The organism is Streptomyces sp. NPDC059008, assembly GCF_042749045.1.
In the GTDB taxonomy this organism is placed as follows: Bacteria; Actinomycetota; Actinomycetes; order Streptomycetales; family Streptomycetaceae; genus Streptomyces.
Window position 1 is genome coordinate 454,011 of the sequence record NZ_JBHYJC010000002.1, and the last position, 18,161, is coordinate 472,171.

Consider the following 18,161-nt stretch of genomic DNA (forward strand, 5'->3'; position numbering starts at 1 on the left):
TCGCCCGCTGCGTGCTCGCGGCGCCCGCGCTACCCCTCCAGCACCTCCCGCAGCCGGGCCAGCCCCCAGTCCAGGTCCTCCTTGCTGATCACCAGCGGCGGGGCGATCCTGATCGTCGCGCCGTGGGTGTCCTTGACCAGTACGCCCCGCGCCATCAGCTGCTCGGAGACGTCCCGCCCGGTGCCGTGCGCGGGGTTGATGTCCACGCCCGCCCACAGCCCGCGGCCGCGTACCGCGTCCACCGTGCCGTCGCCCACCAGCAGCCCCAGCTCGGAGTGCAGATGCTCGCCCAACTCCGCGGCGTGCTGCTGGAGTTCGCCGGTCCGCAGCATCGCGATGACCTCCAGCGCCACCGCGCAGGCGAGCGGGTTGCCGCCGAACGTCGAGCCGTGCTCGCCGGGCGCGTAGACCCCGAGCACCTCGCGGGAGGAGACCACCGCCGACACCGGCACCACTCCGCCGCCCAGCGCCTTGCCCAGGACGTACATGTCGGGCACCACGCCCTCGTGCTCGCAGGCGAAGGTCCGGCCCGTACGGCCCAGCCCGGACTGGATCTCGTCGGCGACGAACAGCACGCCGCGGCGGCGGGTCAGCTCCCGCACGCCCGCCAGGTAGCCCGGCGGCGGCACCAGCACGCCCGCCTCGCCCTGGATCGGCTCCAGGAGGACGGCGACCGTGTGGTCGTCGACGGCCGCCTCCAGGGCCGCCAGATCGCCGTAGGGGACGATCTCGAAGCCGGGGGTGTACGGGCCGAAGCCGGCGCGGGCCTCGGGGTCGGTGGAGAAGGAGACGATGGTGGTGGTGCGGCCGTGGAAGTTGTTCTCCGCGACGACGATCTTGGCCAGGCCGTCCGGGACGCCCTTGACCTGGTAGCCCCACTTGCGGGCCGTCTTGACGGCCGTCTCGACCGCCTCGGCGCCGGTGTTCATCGGCAGCACCAGCTCCATCCCGCACAGTTCGGCCAGCGCGGCGCAGAAGTCCGCGAACCGGTCGTGGTGGAAGGCGCGCGAGGTGAGCGTGACCCGTTCCAGCTGTGCCTTGGCGGCGTCCAGCAGACGACGGTTGCCGTGTCCGAAGTTCAGCGCGGAGTACCCGGCGAGCATGTCGAGATAGCGCCGGCCCTCCACGTCCGTCATCCAGGCGCCCTCGGCGGTGGCCACGACGACGGGCAGCGGGTGGTAGTTGTGCGCGCTGTGGGCTTCGGCGGCGGCGATGCCGCGTTCCGTGGACGTCACCGGTGACTCCGTTTCGGTAGGCCGTACGGGGCATATGCACCGAGATGCCCCTCTATAGTGCCGCGTGGGTGGATTGTTCGGAAGCCGTTGCGGCGGTTCGGTGTTCCGGCGCCGGGGCGAGGCGGGCGGGCGTCCGGGGCCCCCGGGGAGAGGCGCGGGTCGGCGCCCCGAGGCCGGCGGGTCGCCCCCAGGGCCTTTCCGGCCCTGACCCATCGGACAGGCCCTAGACTCGGCGGTGCGCACCGCGACTGGCGTACGGGGAATCGACCCCGAGGGAGCGGTGCGAGGACACCATCACGAGGTGCCGCCCGCCTGGGCACCCGGGACCCGACCGGACCACCGATCGAGCGCCCCGGAGGACGCCATGTCACTGTCCCTTCCCCATCCCGCGCTGCACGCCGCCGATCCCGAACTCGCCGCCCTCGTAGGCGCCGAGGAGCGGCTCCAGGCCGACACCCTGCGGCTGATCCCCAGCGAGAACTACGTCTCCGCCGCCGTCCTGGAAGCCACCGGCACGGTCCTGCAGAACAAGTACAGCGAGGGGTACGCGGGCCGTCGCTACTACGAAGGCCAGCAGAACATCGACCGCGTCGAGACGCTGGCCGTCGAGCGCGCCAAGGCCGTCTTCGGCGTCGAACACGCCAACGTCCAGCCGTACTCCGGCTCGCCCGCCAACCTCGCCGCGTACCTGGCCTTCGCCGAGCCCGGCGACACCGTGCTGGGCATGGCGCTGCCGATGGGCGGCCACCTCACCCACGGCTGGGGCGTCTCGGCCACCGGCACCTGGTTCCGCGGCGTCCAGTACGGCGTACGCGCCGACAGCGGGCTCATCGACTTCGACGAGGTGCGCGACCTCGCCCGCAAGGAGCGCCCGAAGATCATCTTCTGTGGCGGTACGGCCGTCCCCCGCACCATCGACTTCGCCGCCTTCGGCGAGATCGCGCGGGAGGTCGGCGCGGTACTCGTCGCGGACATCGCCCATATCGCCGGTCTGATCGCGGGCGGCGCCCACCCGTCGCCCGTACCCCACGCCGACGTGATCTCCACGACGACGCACAAGACCCTGCGCGGCCCGCGCGGCGCGATGCTGATGTCCCGCGCGAGCCACGCCAAGGCCGTCGACAAGGCCGTCTTCCCCGGCCTCCAGGGTGGCCCGCACAACCACACCACCGCCGCCATCGCGGTCGCCCTGCGCGAGGCCGCCGCGCCCGCCTTCCGGGACTACGCGCACGCCGTCGTCGCCAACGCCAAGGCGCTCGCCGAGGCGCTGCTGGCCCGCGGTTTCGACCTGGTCTCCGGCGGTACCGACAACCACCTGGTGCTGATCGATCTGACCGGCAAGGACGTGCCGGGCAAGGTCGCCGCCAAGGCGCTGGACCGGGCCGGGATCGTCGTCAACTACAACACCGTCCCGTTCGACCCGCGCAAGCCCTTCGACCCGTCGGGCATCCGGATCGGTACGCCGTCGCTGACCTCGCGGGGGCTGGGCACGGATCTGATGCCGCAGGTCGCGGAGTGGATCGAGCGGGGCGTGACGGCCGCGAAGGCGGACGACGAGGCGGCCCTGGCGGCGGTCCGGGGGGAGGTCGCGGAGCTGATGGCCGGCCATCCGGCGCCGGGGCTGGCGACGAGCTGACGACTCCCCGACCGACGGCCGTCCGGTCCCCGACCGACGGCCGTCCGGCGGGCCGTCGGTCCCCTCCCCGACCACGCGCCGGGGAGCACCCGCGGACCTGAGACAATCGGTCCATGGCTCTCGATCGCCCGCCCGTCTCCCACCACCGCCCCAAGGGGAATGGCTCCGCCATGCAGCGTCCGCCTCGTGTGCTCTCCGGCATCCAGCCCACCGCCGGCTCCTTCCACCTCGGCAACTACCTCGGTGCCGTCCGCCAGTGGGTGGCGCTGCAGGAGGCTCACGACGCCTTCTACATGGTCGTCGACCTGCACGCGATCACCGTTCCGCAGGACCCCGCGGAGCTGCGGCAGAACACCCGGATCGCCGCCGCCCAGCTGCTGGCCGCCGGGCTCGACCCGGAGCGCTGCACGCTCTTCGTGCAGAGCCATGTGCCCGAGCACGCCCAGCTCGGCTGGGTCATGAACTGCCTGACCGGCTTCGGTGAGGCGTCCCGGATGACCCAGTTCAAGGACAAGGCCGCCAAGCAGGGCGCCGACCGCACCTCCGTCGGCCTGTTCACGTACCCGATCCTGCAGATCGCCGACATCCTCCTCTACCAGGCCCACCAGGTCCCGGTGGGCGAGGACCAGCGCCAGCACATCGAGCTGACCCGCGACCTCGCCGAGCGCTTCAACGCCCGCTACGGCGACACCTTCACCATCCCGGCGCCGTACATCCTCAAGGAGACGGCGAAGATCTACGACCTGCAGGACCCGTCGGCCAAGATGAGCAAGTCGGCCTCCAGCGCCAAGGGCCTGATCAACCTCCTCGACGAGCCGAAGGTCTCCGCGAAGAAGGTCAAGAGCGCGGTCACGGACACCGACACCGTGATCCGCTACGACACCGAGAACAAGCCGGGCGTCTCCAACCTCCTGACGATCTACTCCTCCCTCACGGGCACCTCGATCCCGGAGCTGGAGCAGAAGTACGAGGGCAAGATGTACGGCGCCCTCAAGACCGATCTCGCCGAGGTGATGGTCGAATTCGTCACACCGTTCCGGGACCGTACGCAGGAATATCTGGACGACCCCGAGACGCTGGACTCGATCCTGGCCAAGGGTGCGGAGAAGGCCCGCGCGGTCGCCGCCGAGACCCTCGCCACCACCTATGACCGGCTCGGATTCCTGCCGGCCAAGCACTGACGGGACCCGTCCGCGCGGCCGCACGAACCCGCCGGACGGGCCGCACAGAGCCCTGGGCCCCCACCCGCGGGGGCCCGTGGCCCTGTTTGTCACAGGGCCGGGGACGCTCCCCGCGAAGGGCGCGCACCCGGCACACTATGAGGGTGCGCGAGCGTGCCGCACACACGTCAGGAGGGAGAACGCAGTGGGGACCGTAACGCTGGGCGTTTCGATCGCGGTCCCGGAGCCGTACGGCAGCTTCCTTCAGCGGAAGCGCGAGGGCTTCGGGGACCCCGCCGCGCACGGCATCCCCACACACATCACCCTCCTGCCGCCGACCGAGGTGCACGCCGAGGCGCTGCCCGGCATCGAACGCCACCTCGCCGCGGTCGCGGCCGCCTTCCGCCCCTTCCCGCTCCGCCTGGAAGGCACCGGCACCTTCCGCCCGCTCTCCCCGGTCGTCTTCGTCAAGGTCGCCGAGGGCGAGGCGGGCTGCACCGCCCTGCAGGCCCGGGTCCGCGCCGCCTCCGGCCCCTGCGCCCGCGAGCTGCAGTTCCCCTACCACCCGCATGTCACCGTCGCCCACGGCATCGCCGAGGACGCCATGGACCGCGCCCAGAGCGAGCTCGGGGACTTCTCCGCGACCTGGACGATCGGCGGCTTCGCCCTGTACGAGCAGGGCGCGGACGCGGTGTGGCGCCTGGAGCGGGAGTACCCCTTCGGCCCGCAGGCGGGCGGTGTCCCGCGCCAGGCGGTGGACCTCTCCCGCCCGCCCGCGCCGTCCTGCTGAGCGACCCACTCCGCTACGTGGCGTAGTTTCGATCTCTCGGAGCGCGACGAGGGGAACGCCATGGAGTGGTTGAGCAGGCTTCCGGTGATCGGACCGGCCGTCCGCCGGCTGATGACCACCCACCTCTGGCACGCCTACGAACGCATGCTGCGGGTGCACTGGACCCGGCTCGCCGCCGCGATCACCTTCACCAGCTTCATCGCCCTCTTCCCGCTGCTCACCGTCGCCGCCGCGATCGGCGCCGCGCTGCTCGGCGACGGCCGGCTGCACACGCTGCAGGCCAAGCTCGCCGAACAGGTCCCCGGCATCTCGGACCGGCTCGACCTGGCCACGCTGGTCGACAACGCCGCCACCGTCGGTCTGGTCGCCGGCGCCGCGCTGCTGCTGACCGGCCTGGGCTGGGTCGAGTCGCTGCGTGACTGCCTGCGCGCCGTATGGGAGAAGGGCGACGAGGACACCAACTTCTTCCTCGGCAAGCTCCGGGACGGCGGCGTGCTGCTGGGGCTCGGCGGGGTCGCCGTGCTCTCGCTGGGCTGCTCCGTCTTCGCGACCGCGGCGGTCGACCGGGCGGCCGAGGCGATCGGCCTGCCCGAGGACGGGCTCGGCGCCGTCCTGCTCAAGACCGCCGGCTTCTGCATCGCCGTCCTCGCCGACTTCGTGCTGCTCGCCTACGTCCTGACCGAGCTGCCCGGCGTCCGCCCCCGGCGCCGGGTCGTCGTGGTCGCGAGCTTCATGGGCGCCATCGGCTTCGAGCTGCTGAAGCTGCTGCTGAGCGGCTACCTGCGGGGCGTCGCCGCACGCAGCGTGTACGGCGCCTTCGGCACCCCGATCGCCCTGCTGCTGTGGATCAACCTCACCGCCAAGTTGCTGGTGTACTGCGCCTCTTGGACCGCCACGGCCGGGGAGAAGGGCGACGCGGAGAACGACGGGGCGGACGACGAGGAGCGGGGCCGGCGGGGCGACGAGGCGGGCGAGGGGCCGGACGGGGCGGCGGGGCGGGGGAGCGCATGACGCGGCGCCGTTCCCGCCCCGGCCCCGGCCGGGTCCGGATCAGCGCTCCGAGCGCCGCCCCCGCTCGCGACCGCGGCTCCGTACCAGCTCCGGCAGCGGGCGGCGGCGGTGCACGGCCAGCGCCACGACGCCGACCAGGGCCATCACCGCACCGGTGACCGCGATCGCGGTCCAGGCGCCGCCCCCGCCGGCGGTGCCGTTCAGCTCGGCCTGGGTGGTCTCGTGTGCGCCCTTGCCCTTGGCGCCCACCGCGCCGGTGCCGTCGTCCTGGCTCCTCGGCCCGACGAGCCGGCCGACCGGCTCGACCTTGTCGGCCGCGGCGAAGCCCCAGTCGAGCAGCTTGGCGGCCTCCTTGTAGGCCTCGTTGTGTTCCTTCTTCGCCGGGTTCATGACCGTCACCAGCAGCTTGCGCTCGCCCCGTTGGGCCACGCCGGTGAAGGTCGATCCGGCGTTGGTGGTCGAGCCGTTCTTCACCCCCGCGATGCCCGGGTACGGCTTCATGTCGTAATCGCCGCTGAGCAGCCGGTTGGTGTTCTGGATGCCGAACGTCGCCCGCTTGCCGTCCTTGCCCTTGTCCCCGGGGAACTGGGCGAACGCCGTCGAGCAGTACTCGCGGAAGTCGGCGTTCGTCAGGCCCGACCGGGCGAACAGGCTCAGGTCGTAGGCGCTGGAGACCTGCCCCGGCGCGTCGTATCCGTCCGGTGTCACCACATGGGTGTCGTTGGCGTTCAGTTCCTTGGCGTGCTTCTGCATCTGCATGACGGTCGCCTCCGTTCCGCCGTTCATCGCCGAGAGGGTGTGCACCGCGTCGTTGCCGGAGCGCAGGAAGACCCCGAGCCACAGGTCGTGGACCGTGTAGCTCAGGTTCTCCTTTATCCCGACCAGGCTGCTGCCCACGCCCATGCCCTCCAGGTCGGCGGGCTTGACGGTGTACTTCCGGTCCTTGGGGAACTTCGGCAGCACCGTGTCCGCGAACAGCATCTTCAGCGTGCTGGCCGGCGCCAGTCGCCAGTGCGGGTTCTTGGCGGCCAGCACCTTGCCCGACTCGGCGTCGGAGACGATCCACGAGCGGGCGGTCAGCGCGTCCGGCCCCGGCAGCTTGGGCGCACCGGGCTTGAGCTGCACCTGGACGCCGGGCATGCCCAGCCGTTCCCCGCCCACCTGCGACATCTTCGCCGGTGGGGCGGGCGCCTTGGGATCGGCGTAGGCGGTGCCGGCCAGCAGCGGGGTGGCCAGCAGCCCGGAGGCGGCCAGTGCGGCGACGGTGCGTACGGGAAGGCCGTTACGCGCCGCACGCCCGGTGCCACCGGCCGCGCCGGCGGTGCTCGGCGCGGCGGAGGCGGTCGGCGTGATCGGGTCCAGGGAAGCCGGGGAAGCACGGAAGGTCGTCGGCACGTCGCTGAACGTACCCCCCATTGCCCGCGATGCCGACAGCACCCCACGGAAGAGTGCCCCTGCGGACCGCCGGATGGAGCCGCTGCCCCTGCCGGAACTCGTGAAGCCCTCCCGCCCCGTGTCCTGGTTCCCGCTCGCCTTCGGGGTGTGGAGCTGGTTCATCTGGGTCACCTTTCACGCATAACTGGCCATCACCGCAGGGACTGGACGAAAGAGCAGGTCGGAGCGCATGACACCGCACGTGTCACCGCCCGGCGGCGAGCACGTCGACGTAGTCCACGGGTTCAAAGACGTCGGTCGGACCCGTGGGGATCCCAAAGCAGGGGGTCCGGCATGTGAAATCACTCATGAGCGGGTGACCTCGCTCATGAACGCCGGCGGGGTGCGCGACGGCTGAAGGAGAGTCCGGTGCCCGGTGGGGCCACGCGCGCGCAGGAACGGCACACAAGCCACCGCCCCGGCCGCGGAGACCTGGACGGTCGCGCAGCCGGGGCGGATGACTACCGCAGGGAATCCCCTGCGGGCCTACGGGCCATGTCTCGACGGTACGGCGGCACCGCCCCGCACGGAAGGGGGGCGCCGGCCCCGGTCCTGCCGGAGCGGGGCCCGCACGGTCAGCTCTTCGTCGCCGTCCCCGCCGACTCCCGGCGCAGTGCGCGCAGGCCCCGGAACCCGATCACGCCGATGGCGGTGCCCAGCAGGAACGACGTGATGGCCAGGGCGAGGTGGACCCAGAAGTACGCGGTGGGGTCGCCGTGGTCGAAGGCCAGTCCGCTGGCGTCCTTGAGCAGGTTCTTGACGAACGTCACCCAGACCACCCACGACCAGGCGCCGAAGGCGAGGAGGAACCAGGAGACGGGGCGGCTGAGCTTCATGGGGTGCTTCCTTAGCTGCGGGGGAGCCTGTCCTGCCAGTATCCGGCCGGTGGCCCCGTGCCCGGCGGCGGGGGCGGCCGGTCAGGTCGTCCGCATCAGCACGGCCGCCAGCGCCAGCAGGCCGACCCCGGCGAGCAGGCAGTCCACCGCCGCCCGGATCAGCCGGAACTTCCGGGCGGCGAGCGCGGCCATGAACCTCAGATGGTCCACCGGATAGCCGGCCGCCAGCCGCTCGCGCAGCTGCCCGACGCTCAGCCGGGACCAGCTCGTCCAACCGCTGCCCCCGAGGTCCGGGCGGACGGCGAGCAGCAGCAGCACGGTCGCGGCCAGCAGCGCGGCGGTGCCGAGCGCCCCGGCCACGGCGGTGGGCACCGTCAGGCGCAGGCTGCCGGCCGCCGAGACCAGCGCGACCAGTGCCGCCCCGGACAGGGCCAGCAGCAGGCTCGCCTTGCCCTCGGAGCGGGCCAGGTCCGCCTGCAGCGCACTCATGGTCGCCACGATCCGGTCCTGCCCGTCCGGAGGCGCGGCGCCGGGTGCTCCGCCGTCCGAGCCGTCCCGGGTGCCGCCGTGCCGCGGGTCGGGTGTCGTGGTCGCCATCAGTGCGTCGCCTCCGGGATCCCGGGAGTGCCGTGCGGTCGCGTGCGGTACCCAGGATGCCGCCGACGGCCGTGCGGTTTCCGCGAGTTGCCCGATTCCCGCCTCGCCGGGCCGGGCCGGTCCGCGTGCCCCCGGCCGTCCCGTACGGGCGGGGCTATAGCGTGCTGCGCTGGGAGAGCACGCAACTGCCAGGGGAGGCGCCGTGATCTTCGCCCTGATCGTGGTCCCGGTTCTCGGGCTGTTCTTCGGCGTGCACCGGTACCTGTGGTGCCGGCTCGTCCGCGATACCACCGCACCGGGCGGCCGGCCGCGCCGTGCGGGCACCGTCGCCCTGTGCGCGCTGCCGCTGACCGCCCTCGCCGCACTGTTCTCCGGACGCGTCGGCCTGCCCTTCGCCGTCCAACAGGCGCTCGCCTGGCCCGGATACCTCTGGCTGGCGCTGGTGGTCTACCTGACGCTGGGACTGCTGGTGGGGGAGACCGTACGGGCGGTGTGGCCGAGGACGTCCCGGACGCGGGAAGACGGCGGGCGGGAGGCCCCCGCGGCCGCGTCGGCCGCCGTCCCGGCGCGGCAGGCGCCCGCCGACCCGCCTGCCGCCGCGGCGGCCCCCTCCCCGGCCCCCACCCTCCTCCCGCCCGGAACGCCCGCGCTGCCGCCGCCCGCCGTGCCGCCCCGGCGGCTGTTCCTCGCACGGGCGGTCGCGGCCGGCGCGTCCCTGGCCGCCACGGCCGCCGTCGGGTACGGCACCGCGACGACGCTGCGCGGCCCGTCCGTCAAGCGGGTCACCGTTCCGCTGGCCAAACTGCCGCGCGCCGCACACGGTTTCCGTATCGCGGTGGTCAGCGACATCCACCTCGGGCCGACCCTCGGCCGCGCCCACACCCGGCGCGTCGTCGAGACGATCAACCGGACCGGCCCCGACCTGGTGGCCATCGTCGGCGACCTGGTCGACGGCAGCGTCGCCGACCTCGCCCCGGCCGCGGAACCGCTGCGCGAGCTGCGCTCCCGGCACGGCGCGTACTTCGTCACCGGCAACCACGAGTACTACTCGGGTGCCGCCCCATGGGTCGAGCACGTAAGGGAGTTGGGGATCCACCCGCTGGAGAACGCGCGCACCGGGCTGCCCTGGTTCGACCTCGCGGGCGTCAACGACCTGGCCGGCGCGAGCGAGCACGCGGGCCCGGACTACGAACTGGCCCTGGGCGACCGCGACCCCGCCCGGGCCGTCGTCCTGCTGGCCCACCAGCCGGTCACCATCCACGACACCGTCCGCCACGGCGTGGACCTGCAACTCTCCGGCCACACCCACGGCGGCCAGATGTGGCCCTTCACCTACGTCGCCGCGGCCGCCAACCCCACCGTCGCCGGCCTGGAGCGCTACGGCGACACCCAGCTCTACGTCACGCGCGGCGCGGGCGCCTGGGGGCCGCCCGTACGGGTGGGCGCGCCGCCGGACGTGACGGTGGTCGAACTGGCTTCTCTGCGGGCGTGATCGGCCTGTGCAGGGGTTGCGCCGCCCAGGTAACAACCCGTCGACAAACTGTGGTGTGATCCCGCACTAAATCGGACAGATCCTGACTTTCGATCTTGCGATCGAGGGAGCCGACTCCCTAGTATTTATTGACTTTATGTTGCCCTTAGCGTGGCGGATTCACAGGCGGTGCGAGGGGGCGAGCGGGGCACGCGGGGAAACGGGGAGAGCGGTAATGAGCGAGCGGTTCAAGGTCGACCTCGACGAACTGGACGGCGTCGTGCGCCAGCTCCGGCGCCTGCGAGCCGACATGGACGAGCCCAGCCAGAAGGTGAAGTACAGCACCACGATCCCGAAGTCGGCGTTCGGGATCAACTTCCTCGAGGCGAACGACCTCGCCGGCGCCCACGACGACATGCAGGAGTACATGTCGCAGGTCATCAACGCGCTCCAGGACCTCATCCACAAGTTCGGCGAGAAGACCGAGGCCAGCCGGGGCGCGTACGAGGACCAGGAGCACGCCGCCAAGACCTCGATGAACGGCTGACGGGCCGGGGCGATGCACGCACGAGAGGCGGAGATGGAGACGAAGGGGGGCCTGCGTGGTTGACGCCAAGCAGGAGATGGAAAGCGCCAAGGCGATGGAGCGGCAGCGCAAGGAGCACGAGCGGGACGAGCGGCTGAAGTCGTTCAAGGGGCACACCCCCACGCGCCGGTCTCCTTCCGACTTCCACCACCACGGCCTCGACGCGCTCCGCGCGATGATCGAGAACGCCAACCCCGACGCGATCGAGACCTCCGGCAACCACTGGCGCGCCTCCGCCGACCGGCTCGCGGGCCAGGACGGCGACGGCGGCATCCGCAAGGCCTTCATGGACGCCGTCGACCACGCCACCGCGCACTGGGAGGGCTCGGCGGCCAAGGCGTTCCGCAAGGAGGCCGGCAAGGTCCTGGAGAAGATCGACCGGACCTACGGCCATGCCCGGGTCGTCGAGCGCACGCTGATCGGCACCCGCACCGCGGGCCCCGAACTCGGCGTCGCCCACAACCTCCGCGAGGCCAAGAAGGCCATGTCGAAGATCCACGACCCGGGTGTCGTGGACCGGGCGACCGACGACAGCGGCGACGACAGCCAGTTCAAGCGGGACATGGCCAATCCCAAGATGGACACCCGCATGGCGCTGGAGCTCAACAGGGACAGCCTGTCCCTGACCAAGGAGCGCCAGGTCGAGGCGGTCATCGTGATGGACGAGCTGGCCGCCAACTACGACGGCCACGCAGGAGTCCTCCACGACGGCGTCGATCCGGGCGGCCCCGTCGGCGACTGGCCCAAGGAGCCCTCCTCCCGGCCCACGCCGTCCCCGGTGAACATGCCGGTGGTCGGCGGCACGCACCCCAAGCCGTCGTCGGCGCAGCAGCCGAACAGGCTCAACGGGGCGGGCGGCGGTGCCGTTCCGGAAGGGTTCGACGGCCCGAAGATCAGCCGGCCGGAAGTGCCGGTGAACACCGGACTCGACAGCGTCCAGGGCGGCACCCTGGCCCCGCCGACGGTCGGCGGAGGCGGTCCCGGCGGCGGATCGACCGGCGGCTCGCACGGTGTGTCCGGCGGTTCGGGCGGCTTCCCCGGCGGCATGGTTCCGTCCGGTGTGATCGGTGCGCCCCGTGGCGGCACGGGCGCCGGCGGGATGCGCGGCGGCGGTATGCCGGGTGCGCCGGGCGCGGCCGGTAAGACGGGCGGTGCCAAGGGCGCGGCCGGACGCGGTCCGCAGGCGCGTACCCGCGGCGGTCTGATCGGCAAGCCCGGCGGCCCGGCCGGCGGCGCGAAGCAGGGCGGCTCCGGGCTGCACCGCAGCCGCGGCGGCATGCAGGCGGGCGCCGCCGGTGCCAAGGGCAAGGACAAGAAGGGCGACAAGGAGCGCACCACCGGGCAGCGCCCCGACTACCTCGTCGAGGACGAGGAGACCTGGGCCTCGAAGCGTAATGTGGCCCCTCGCGTCATCGAGTAGGCGGACGATAGCGTCGCATGCGGCCGATGAGTCATGGCCCCGCACTCAGGAGTGCGGGGCCATTTCTCGGACGGAACAATGCCGCCCGGGCAGCACAGCAAGAAGGAGTGAAGGATGAGGGTCACCCGAACACTGCGCGCGACGGCGGGGGCTGCGCTGACCGGGGCGCTGCTGCTGGCCGCGGGTGGAACCGCATCCGCGGACCAGGTGCGCAAGGATCTGTGGCCGCTGGAGGCGTTCGGGGCCCGGCAGTTGTGGCAGGAGGCCACCGGCAAGGGCGTGACGGTGGCCGTCCTCGACAGCGGTTTCCGTACCACGCACCAGGACCTGACCGGGCAGTTCCTGCCCGGGCCGGACTGGGGCAAGGCCACCCAGGAGGAGAACGCCAAGCACCTCGGGCCGAAGGCGGACGTCCGCGACCACGGGACCGCGATGGCCGGCATCATCGCCGGCCACGGCCACGGCGCCGGTGGCTCCGAAGGCGTGAAGGGGCTGGCGCCCGACGCCAAGATCCTCCCCGTCCCCGAGTTCAAGAACTCCGGGCTGGCCACGCGCTGGGCCGTGGAGCACGGCGCCGACGTGATCAATATGTCGTACGTCGAGAGCACCCCGGGCACCGACGACTGCGCGGCCATCCACTACGCGCTGGAGAAGGGCGTCGTGGTGGTGGCCGGTGTCGGCAACGACGGGCTGCCGAAGAAGAACTACCCGGCGGCCTGCCCCGGCGCGATCGGCGTCGGAGCGGTCGACCAGTTCGGCGAGGCGGACGACGACAACAACGCCAACTCCACCCTCGACCTGCTCGCCCCCGGTGTGAAGATCCCGGTGGCCATGGGCAAGAGCGACGCGGACTACCGCACCGCCGACGGCAGCTCCGCGGCCACCGCCTACGTCTCCGCCGCCGCCGCCCTCCTCAAGCAGAAGTTCCCCGACCTCACCCCCGGCCAGATCGCCAACCGCCTGGTGAAGACCGCGGGCCTGGCCCAGGCCGAGAAGGACAAGCACCTCAAGCTGCCGGACACCCACTACGGCTACGGCTTCATCCAGCCCGGCCCCGCCCTCCGGCGTGACATCGCGGCCGGCCCCGCGCAGGGCCCGCTGCCGATGCCGCAGGGCAAGGCGCCGCAGAAGGGCGTCGTCCCCGGCGCCGACAAGGGCGCCGACCCCGACCCGCCCGCGAGCGGCAAGGACCAGGTGATGCTCATCGGCGGCATCGCCCTCGGTGCCCTGGTCGTCGCCGGCATCGTCATCGGCGTGGTGTTCGCCGTTCGCCGCCGCGGCGGCTCCGGCGGTCAGTCCTGGGGCTGAGCCACCCCGGAATCCGGTCCTGCGGCTGCGGCCCCGGCGTGCGAGGAAATTCGCGCGACGGGGCCGCAGTCGCGTTGTTAGCGTCGATTCCATGGATCCCGTGGGTGAAAAAGCGATACGTGCCTCCTTTGTGAACTGCTCGAAGGGGGAGGCGAGCAGGCTCCATCTGCCCGCGGGCCTGGCCGACCTGCCGTGGGCGGACCTGGACTTCCTGGGATGGCGCGATCCCGGGGCGCCGGACCGGAGCTATCTGGTCGCGCCGCGCGGCGACGGCCTGGTCGGGGTGACGCTGCGGGTGCCGCAGGGCGTACGGCGCTCCTTCACCAAGACGACGGTGTGCTCGGTGTGCCTGACCGGCCACCCGGGGTCCGGTGTCGCCCTGCTCGCCGCGCGCCGGGCGGGCCCGGCGGGGCGGCAGGGCAACACCGTGGGGACGTACCTCTGCGCCGACCTGGCGTGTTCGCTCTACGTCCGGGGACGCAAGCGCTCCCAGCTCGCCGGGCGGCACGAGGAGACGCTGCCGCTGGAGCAGCGGATCGCCCGCACCGTGGGGAATCTGGACGCCTTCTTGGACAAGGTGCTGGAGGGGGAGGCGTCGGCCCTCACAGGCCGTGCCGGGTGAGGAAGGCCCCGATCAGGCCCTGCCACTCCTGCGGGCGCTCGACCATCGGCCGAGATGCCCGGCAGGTCGGCGGCGGTGGACAGCGGCGGCACGCCGGCGGCGCGGGCCCAACGGAACCCGTACGAGCGCTTGCCACAAGCCACCCGTCGGACAGATCCTCGTGTGCACGCCGTTCGGGGGAACGGCGGGGACGCAGGGGGCTGATGTGCTGCGAGTGCACTTCACCGGACAGGATCTGGCGCGTACGACCGTGGCCGACGGGGCCGACCCGCTCTGGGAAACGGTCCTGAGTCTGCACGCCCTGCGGGAGAGCCGTACCGAACCGGCGCTGGCGGCCTGGCGGCAGCATGCGGTGCGGCACGGTCCGGGGCCGCTGCGGATGCTCATGCCGCTGGTGCCCCGGCACGGATACTTCCCGGACTTCCTCACGCCGTTCGCGGCGCTGGACGGCGTCGAACCCGGGCTGGAGGCCGTGATGAGCACCTCGCGCACCCGGCTGCGGGCCGAGTTGACGCTGCTGTCCGGCCATCGGGCGCTGCCGGGGTGGGCGCGCCGGATCGCGGCGGGGGAGCCGGCCGCGCTGCGGCACCTCGCGCGGAGCCTGCGCACGTACCACCATCTGGCGATCGCGCCGAGCTGGCCGCGGATCGCCCAACAGGTGGGTGCGGACCGGGCGTTGCGGGTCCATGCGCTGGCGCAGTCCGGGGCGCAGGCGATGCTGCGGACGTTCGGGCCGGTGATGCGGTGGCGGCCGCCTGTCCTGGAGGTCGACTACCCGGTGGAACGCGAGCTGCGTCTGGAGGGGCGGGGACTGGTGTTCGTCCCGTCGTACTTCTGCCGGGACGAGCCGGTGGCGCTGGTCGACGAGGAGCTGCCGCCGGTGCTGGTGTATCCGGCGGGGGCGTCGGAGCACGCCGAAGGGCCCCGCTTCCGGCTGTACGGAAGCGAGGCCCTCGGCAACGTGCCGGCGCTCATCGGCGTCCGGGCCCGGGCCCGGACCGCCGCGGGGGTCAGAAGCGGCGGGTGATCAGCGCGCGCTTGACTTCCTGGATCGCCTTGGTGACCTCGATACCGCGCGGGCAGGCGTCCGTGCAGTTGAAGGTCGTCCGGCAGCGCCAGACGCCGTCCTTGTCGTTGAGGATCTCCAGCCGCTGCTCGCCGGCCTCGTCACGCGAGTCGAAGATGAAGCGGTGCGCGTTGACGATCGCCGCCGGGCCGAAGTACTGGCCGTCGTTCCAGAACACCGGGCACGAGGACGTGCAGGCGGCGCACAGGATGCACTTGGTGGTGTCGTCGAAGCGCTCGCGGTCCTCGGGAGACTGCAGGCGCTCACGGGTCGGCTCGTTGCCCGTCGTGATCAGGAAGGGCATCACATCGCGGTACGCCTGGAAGAAGGGCTCCATGTCGACGACAAGGTCCTTCATCACGGTCAGGCCCTTGATGGCCTCCACCGTGATCGGCTTCTCCGGGTTGATGTCCTTGATCAGCGTCTTGCAGGCGAGGCGGTTGCGGCCGTTGATCCGCATGGCGTCCGAACCGCAGATGCCGTGGGCGCAGGAGCGGCGGAAGGTCAGCGAACCGTCCTGCTCCCACTTGACCTTGTGGAGGGCGTCCAGGACGCGCTCCTTGGGGTCGATCTCCAGCTGGAAGTCCTGCCAGCTGGCCTCCTCGGAGACCTCCGGGTTGAACCGGCGGATCCGGAGGGTGACGGTGATGTACGGGGAGTCGGCGAAGCCGGGCTCGGGCTGGCCGGCCTCGGCCGCCTTGTCCAGGGTCGGGGTTGCCATCAGTACTTACGCTCCATCGGCTGGTAGCGGGTCTGCACGACCGGCTTGTAGTCGAGGCGGATCGACTCGGCGCCGTCTGCGCCCACCTCGCGGTACGCCATGGTGTGCCGCATGAAGTTGACGTCGTCGCGGTTGGGGTAGTCCTCGCGGTAGTGACCGCCGCGGGACTCCTTGCGGGCCAGCGCGGACACCGCCATGACCTCGGCCAGGTCGAGCAGGTTGCCCAGCTCGACGGCCTCCAGCAGGTCGGTGTTGAACCGCTTGCCCTTGTCCTGGATGGACACGTTCTGGTAGCGCTCGCGCAGCTCGCCGATCTTCTCGACCGCGGTCTTGATCGTCTGCTCGGTGCGGAACACCATCACGTTGGCGTCCATGCACTCCTGGAGCTCCTTGCGGATCTCGGTGACCCGCTCGGTGCCGGTGGAGTCACGCAGCCGCTCGACCAGGTCGACGACCTGCTGCGCCGGGCTCTCGGGCAGCTCGACGAAGTCGGCCCTGGCCGAGTACTCGGCGGCCGCGATACCGGCCCGGCGGCCGAACACGTTGATGTCCAGCAGCGAGTTGGTGCCCAGGCGGTTGGCGCCGTGCACGGAGACGCAGGCGACCTCGCCGGCGGCGTACAGGCCCGGGACGACGGTGGTGTTGTCGGCCAGCACCTCGCCCTCGACGTTGGTCGGGATGCCGCCCATGGCGTAGTGCGCGGTCGGCTGGATCGGGATCGGGTCCGTGTAGGGCTCGATGCCGAGGTAGGTCCGGGCGAACTCGGTGATGTCCGGGAGCTTGGCGTCCAGCTGCTCCGGCGGCAGGTGGGTGAGGTCCAGGTAGACGTGGTCGCCCTCGGGACCGCAGCCGCGGCCCTCGCGGATCTCCGTGTAGATGGAGCGCGAGACGACGTCACGCGAGGCGAGGTCCTTCATGACCGGCGCGTACTTCTCCATGAAGCGCTCGCCGTCCTTGTTGCGGAGGATGCCGCCCTCACCACGGGCGCCCTCCGTCAGCAGGATGCCCATCCGCCAGATGCCGGTCGGGTGGAACTGGAAGAACTCCATGTCCTCCAGCGGCAGTCCACGCCGGTAGCAGGCCGCCTGGCCGTCGCCGGTGAGGGTGTGCGCGTTGGAGGTCACCTTGAAGAACTTGCCGGTGCCGCCGGAGGCGTAGATGACCGACTTGGCCTGGAAGACGTGGATCTCGCCGGTGGCCAGTTCGTACGCGACGACGCCCGCGGACTTCTTGACGCCGTCTTCCTCGACGATCAGCTGGTCGAGGACGTAGAACTCGTTGAAGAACTCCACGCCCTCCTTGACGCAGTTCTGATACAGCGTCTGGAGGATCATGTGGCCGGTGCGGTCGCCCGAGTAGCAGGCCCGGCGGACCGGGGCCTCGCCGTGGTTGCGGGAGTGACCGCCGAAGCGGCGCTGGTCGATCTCACCCTTGGGGGTGCGGCCGAACGGCAGGCCCATCTTCTCCAGGTCGAGGACCGCGTCGATGGCCTCCTTCGCCAGGATCTCGGCGGCGTCCTGGTCGACCAGGTAGTCGCCACCCTTGATCGTGTCGAAGGTGTGCCACTCCCAGTTGTCCTCCTCGACGTTCGCGAGGGCGGCGGCCATACCGCCCTGGGCGGCGCCGGTGTGGGAGCGGGTCGGGTAGAGCTTCGTCAGGACCGCGGTGCGGCTGCGCTTGGTCGACTCGATGGCCGCGCGCATCCCCGCGCCGCCGGCGCCGACGATGACGGTGTCGTACTTGTGGATCTGCATGGTTCCAGTCAGCCCCGGCTTCAGGAGATGTTCGGGTCGAAGGTGAAGATCACCAGCGTGCCCAGAAGGACGGTGAACACCGTCGCGGTGTACAGCAGCATCTTCAGCCAGAAGCGGGTGTTGTCCCGCTGCGCGTAGTCGTTGATGACGGTGCGCAGGCCGTTGGCGCCGTGCAGCATGGCCAGCCACAGCATCAGCAGGTCCCAGACCTGCCAGAAGGGCGAGGCCCAGCGGCCGGCGACGAAGGCGAAGCCGATCTTGGAGACGCCGCCGTCGAGGACGAGCTGGATCAGCAGGTGACCCAGGACCAGGACGACCAGCACGATGCCGGACAGCCGCATGAACAGCCAGGCCTGCATCTCGAAGTTGCCGCGGGAGGCGCGCCCGGTCTTGCCGGTGCGCTTGCGCGGTGCCTCGATGACGGGAGCCGGGTTGTCCACGTCGTAGAGCGAGACGCCGTCGGTCGCGCCCGTCGCGGTGGCACCTGCGGAGGTGGTTTCAGCGGACATCTCGC

Annotated in this window: 17 protein-coding genes and 1 riboswitch; of the genes, 10 read left to right on the forward strand and 7 right to left on the reverse strand. The window is 71.8% G+C overall.

Annotation, left to right across the window (positions count from 1 at the left end):
• Positions 1 to 29: 29 nt before the first annotated feature.
• Complete coding sequence (rocD, locus tag ACFWZH_RS04880) at positions 30 to 1,235, reverse strand: ornithine--oxo-acid transaminase (protein ID WP_384425434.1); 1,206 nt, start codon at positions 1,233 to 1,235, stop codon at positions 30 to 32.
• A gap of 234 nt (positions 1,236 to 1,469) precedes the next feature.
• Positions 1,470 to 1,560, forward strand: a riboswitch (ZMP/ZTP riboswitch).
• A 39-nt stretch (positions 1,561 to 1,599) separates the two neighbouring features.
• On the opposite strand from rocD, the gene glyA reads away from it, so the two are divergent.
• From glyA to ACFWZH_RS04900, 4 genes are all read left to right on the forward strand, one after another.
• On the forward strand, positions 1,600 to 2,871 hold the full coding sequence (glyA, locus tag ACFWZH_RS04885; RefSeq protein ID WP_384425437.1) for a serine hydroxymethyltransferase: 1,272 nt from the start codon (positions 1,600 to 1,602) through the stop codon (positions 2,869 to 2,871).
• A gap of 170 nt (positions 2,872 to 3,041) precedes the next feature.
• Positions 3,042 to 4,052: a tryptophan--tRNA ligase gene (gene trpS / locus ACFWZH_RS04890; protein ID WP_384425662.1), complete on the forward strand. Its 1,011-nt coding sequence runs from the start codon at positions 3,042 to 3,044 to the stop codon at positions 4,050 to 4,052.
• Between the two features lie 184 nt (positions 4,053 to 4,236).
• Positions 4,237 to 4,821 carry a 2'-5' RNA ligase family protein gene (locus ACFWZH_RS04895; protein WP_384425439.1) on the forward strand — a complete coding sequence of 195 codons (585 nt, stop codon included), beginning with the start codon at positions 4,237 to 4,239 and terminating at the stop codon, positions 4,819 to 4,821.
• A 60-nt stretch (positions 4,822 to 4,881) separates the two neighbouring features.
• Complete coding sequence (locus tag ACFWZH_RS04900; RefSeq protein ID WP_384425441.1) at positions 4,882 to 5,832, forward strand: YihY/virulence factor BrkB family protein; 951 nt, start codon at positions 4,882 to 4,884, stop codon at positions 5,830 to 5,832.
• Between the two features lie 39 nt (positions 5,833 to 5,871).
• Here ACFWZH_RS04900 and ACFWZH_RS04905 read toward each other — a convergent pair whose 3' ends face one another.
• The 3 genes from ACFWZH_RS04905 to ACFWZH_RS04915 all read right to left on the reverse strand — a co-directional run bounded on the left by ACFWZH_RS04905 (position 5,872) and on the right by ACFWZH_RS04915 (position 8,699).
• A complete protein-coding gene (locus ACFWZH_RS04905; protein WP_384425444.1) occupies positions 5,872 to 7,248 on the reverse strand; it encodes a D-alanyl-D-alanine carboxypeptidase family protein in 1,377 nt (458 codons plus the stop codon).
• Between the two features lie 593 nt (positions 7,249 to 7,841).
• Positions 7,842 to 8,102: an SCO4848 family membrane protein gene (locus ACFWZH_RS04910; RefSeq protein ID WP_384425446.1), complete on the reverse strand. Its 261-nt coding sequence runs from the start codon at positions 8,100 to 8,102 to the stop codon at positions 7,842 to 7,844.
• 81 nt (positions 8,103 to 8,183) lie between these two features.
• Entirely contained in the window at positions 8,184 to 8,699 is a 516-nt protein-coding gene (locus ACFWZH_RS04915; protein ID WP_384425448.1) for a Pycsar system effector family protein, read from the reverse strand.
• Positions 8,700 to 8,901: 202 nt separating this feature from the next.
• Between ACFWZH_RS04915 and ACFWZH_RS04920 the strand changes: the two genes are divergently transcribed.
• From ACFWZH_RS04920 to ACFWZH_RS04945, 6 genes are all read left to right on the forward strand, one after another.
• On the forward strand, positions 8,902 to 10,191 hold the full coding sequence (locus ACFWZH_RS04920; protein WP_384425450.1) for a metallophosphoesterase: 1,290 nt from the start codon (positions 8,902 to 8,904) through the stop codon (positions 10,189 to 10,191).
• Positions 10,192 to 10,405: 214 nt separating this feature from the next.
• Complete coding sequence (locus ACFWZH_RS04925; protein ID WP_384425453.1) at positions 10,406 to 10,717, forward strand: hypothetical protein; 312 nt, start codon at positions 10,406 to 10,408, stop codon at positions 10,715 to 10,717.
• Positions 10,718 to 10,772: 55 nt separating this feature from the next.
• Positions 10,773 to 12,176, forward strand: coding sequence for a hypothetical protein (locus ACFWZH_RS04930; protein WP_384425455.1), 1,404 nt, complete (start codon positions 10,773 to 10,775; stop codon positions 12,174 to 12,176).
• A gap of 114 nt (positions 12,177 to 12,290) precedes the next feature.
• Entirely contained in the window at positions 12,291 to 13,484 is a 1,194-nt protein-coding gene (locus ACFWZH_RS04935) for a S8 family serine peptidase (protein ID WP_384425457.1), read from the forward strand.
• A gap of 91 nt (positions 13,485 to 13,575) precedes the next feature.
• The gene (locus ACFWZH_RS04940) at positions 13,576 to 14,106 is read left to right on the forward strand and encodes an FBP domain-containing protein (protein ID WP_384425460.1); all 531 of its coding nucleotides are present in this window, start codon (positions 13,576 to 13,578) and stop codon (positions 14,104 to 14,106) included.
• A gap of 205 nt (positions 14,107 to 14,311) precedes the next feature.
• Complete coding sequence (locus ACFWZH_RS04945; protein ID WP_384425462.1) at positions 14,312 to 15,133, forward strand: DUF5937 family protein; 822 nt, start codon at positions 14,312 to 14,314, stop codon at positions 15,131 to 15,133.
• On the opposite strand, the gene ACFWZH_RS04950 is transcribed toward ACFWZH_RS04945, so the two are convergent.
• The 3 genes from ACFWZH_RS04950 to ACFWZH_RS04960 are packed head-to-tail and all read right to left on the reverse strand — an operon-like array spanning position 15,117 to position 18,156.
• Positions 15,117 to 15,893, reverse strand: a complete 777-nt coding sequence (locus ACFWZH_RS04950; protein ID WP_384425465.1) for a succinate dehydrogenase iron-sulfur subunit — start codon at positions 15,891 to 15,893, stop codon at positions 15,117 to 15,119. The genes ACFWZH_RS04945 and ACFWZH_RS04950 overlap by 17 nt on opposite strands.
• Positions 15,893 to 17,647, reverse strand: coding sequence for a succinate dehydrogenase flavoprotein subunit (sdhA, locus tag ACFWZH_RS04955; protein WP_384425467.1), 1,755 nt, complete (start codon positions 17,645 to 17,647; stop codon positions 15,893 to 15,895). Before sdhA ends, ACFWZH_RS04950 begins: the two co-directional genes overlap by 1 nt.
• A 20-nt stretch (positions 17,648 to 17,667) precedes the next feature.
• Complete coding sequence (locus ACFWZH_RS04960) at positions 17,668 to 18,156, reverse strand: succinate dehydrogenase hydrophobic membrane anchor subunit (RefSeq protein ID WP_384425470.1); 489 nt, start codon at positions 18,154 to 18,156, stop codon at positions 17,668 to 17,670.
• Positions 18,157 to 18,161 lie beyond the last annotated feature (5 nt).

Bases quoted from the DNA above. Each gene is read 5' to 3' on its own strand.
- trpS (WP_384425662.1), top strand. From the start codon at position 3,042: ATGCAGCGTCCGCCTCGTGTGCTCTCCGGCATCCAGCCCACCGCCGGC.
- ACFWZH_RS04950 (WP_384425465.1), bottom strand. From the start codon at position 15,893: ATGGCAACCCCGACCCTGGACAAGGCGGCCGAGGCCGGCCAGCCCGAG.
- sdhA (WP_384425467.1), bottom strand. From the start codon at position 17,647: ATGCAGATCCACAAGTACGACACCGTCATCGTCGGCGCCGGCGGCGCG.
- ACFWZH_RS04940 (WP_384425460.1), top strand. From the start codon at position 13,576: ATGGATCCCGTGGGTGAAAAAGCGATACGTGCCTCCTTTGTGAACTGC.
- glyA (WP_384425437.1), top strand. From the start codon at position 1,600: ATGTCACTGTCCCTTCCCCATCCCGCGCTGCACGCCGCCGATCCCGAA.
- ACFWZH_RS04925 (WP_384425453.1), top strand. From the start codon at position 10,406: ATGAGCGAGCGGTTCAAGGTCGACCTCGACGAACTGGACGGCGTCGTG.
- ACFWZH_RS04900 (WP_384425441.1), top strand. From the start codon at position 4,882: ATGGAGTGGTTGAGCAGGCTTCCGGTGATCGGACCGGCCGTCCGCCGG.
- ACFWZH_RS04935 (WP_384425457.1), top strand. From the start codon at position 12,291: ATGAGGGTCACCCGAACACTGCGCGCGACGGCGGGGGCTGCGCTGACC.
- ACFWZH_RS04960 (WP_384425470.1), bottom strand. From the start codon at position 18,156: ATGTCCGCTGAAACCACCTCCGCAGGTGCCACCGCGACGGGCGCGACC.
- ACFWZH_RS04910 (WP_384425446.1), bottom strand. From the start codon at position 8,102: ATGAAGCTCAGCCGCCCCGTCTCCTGGTTCCTCCTCGCCTTCGGCGCC.
- ACFWZH_RS04905 (WP_384425444.1), bottom strand. From the start codon at position 7,248: ATGGGGGGTACGTTCAGCGACGTGCCGACGACCTTCCGTGCTTCCCCG.
- ACFWZH_RS04915 (WP_384425448.1), bottom strand. From the start codon at position 8,699: ATGGCGACCACGACACCCGACCCGCGGCACGGCGGCACCCGGGACGGC.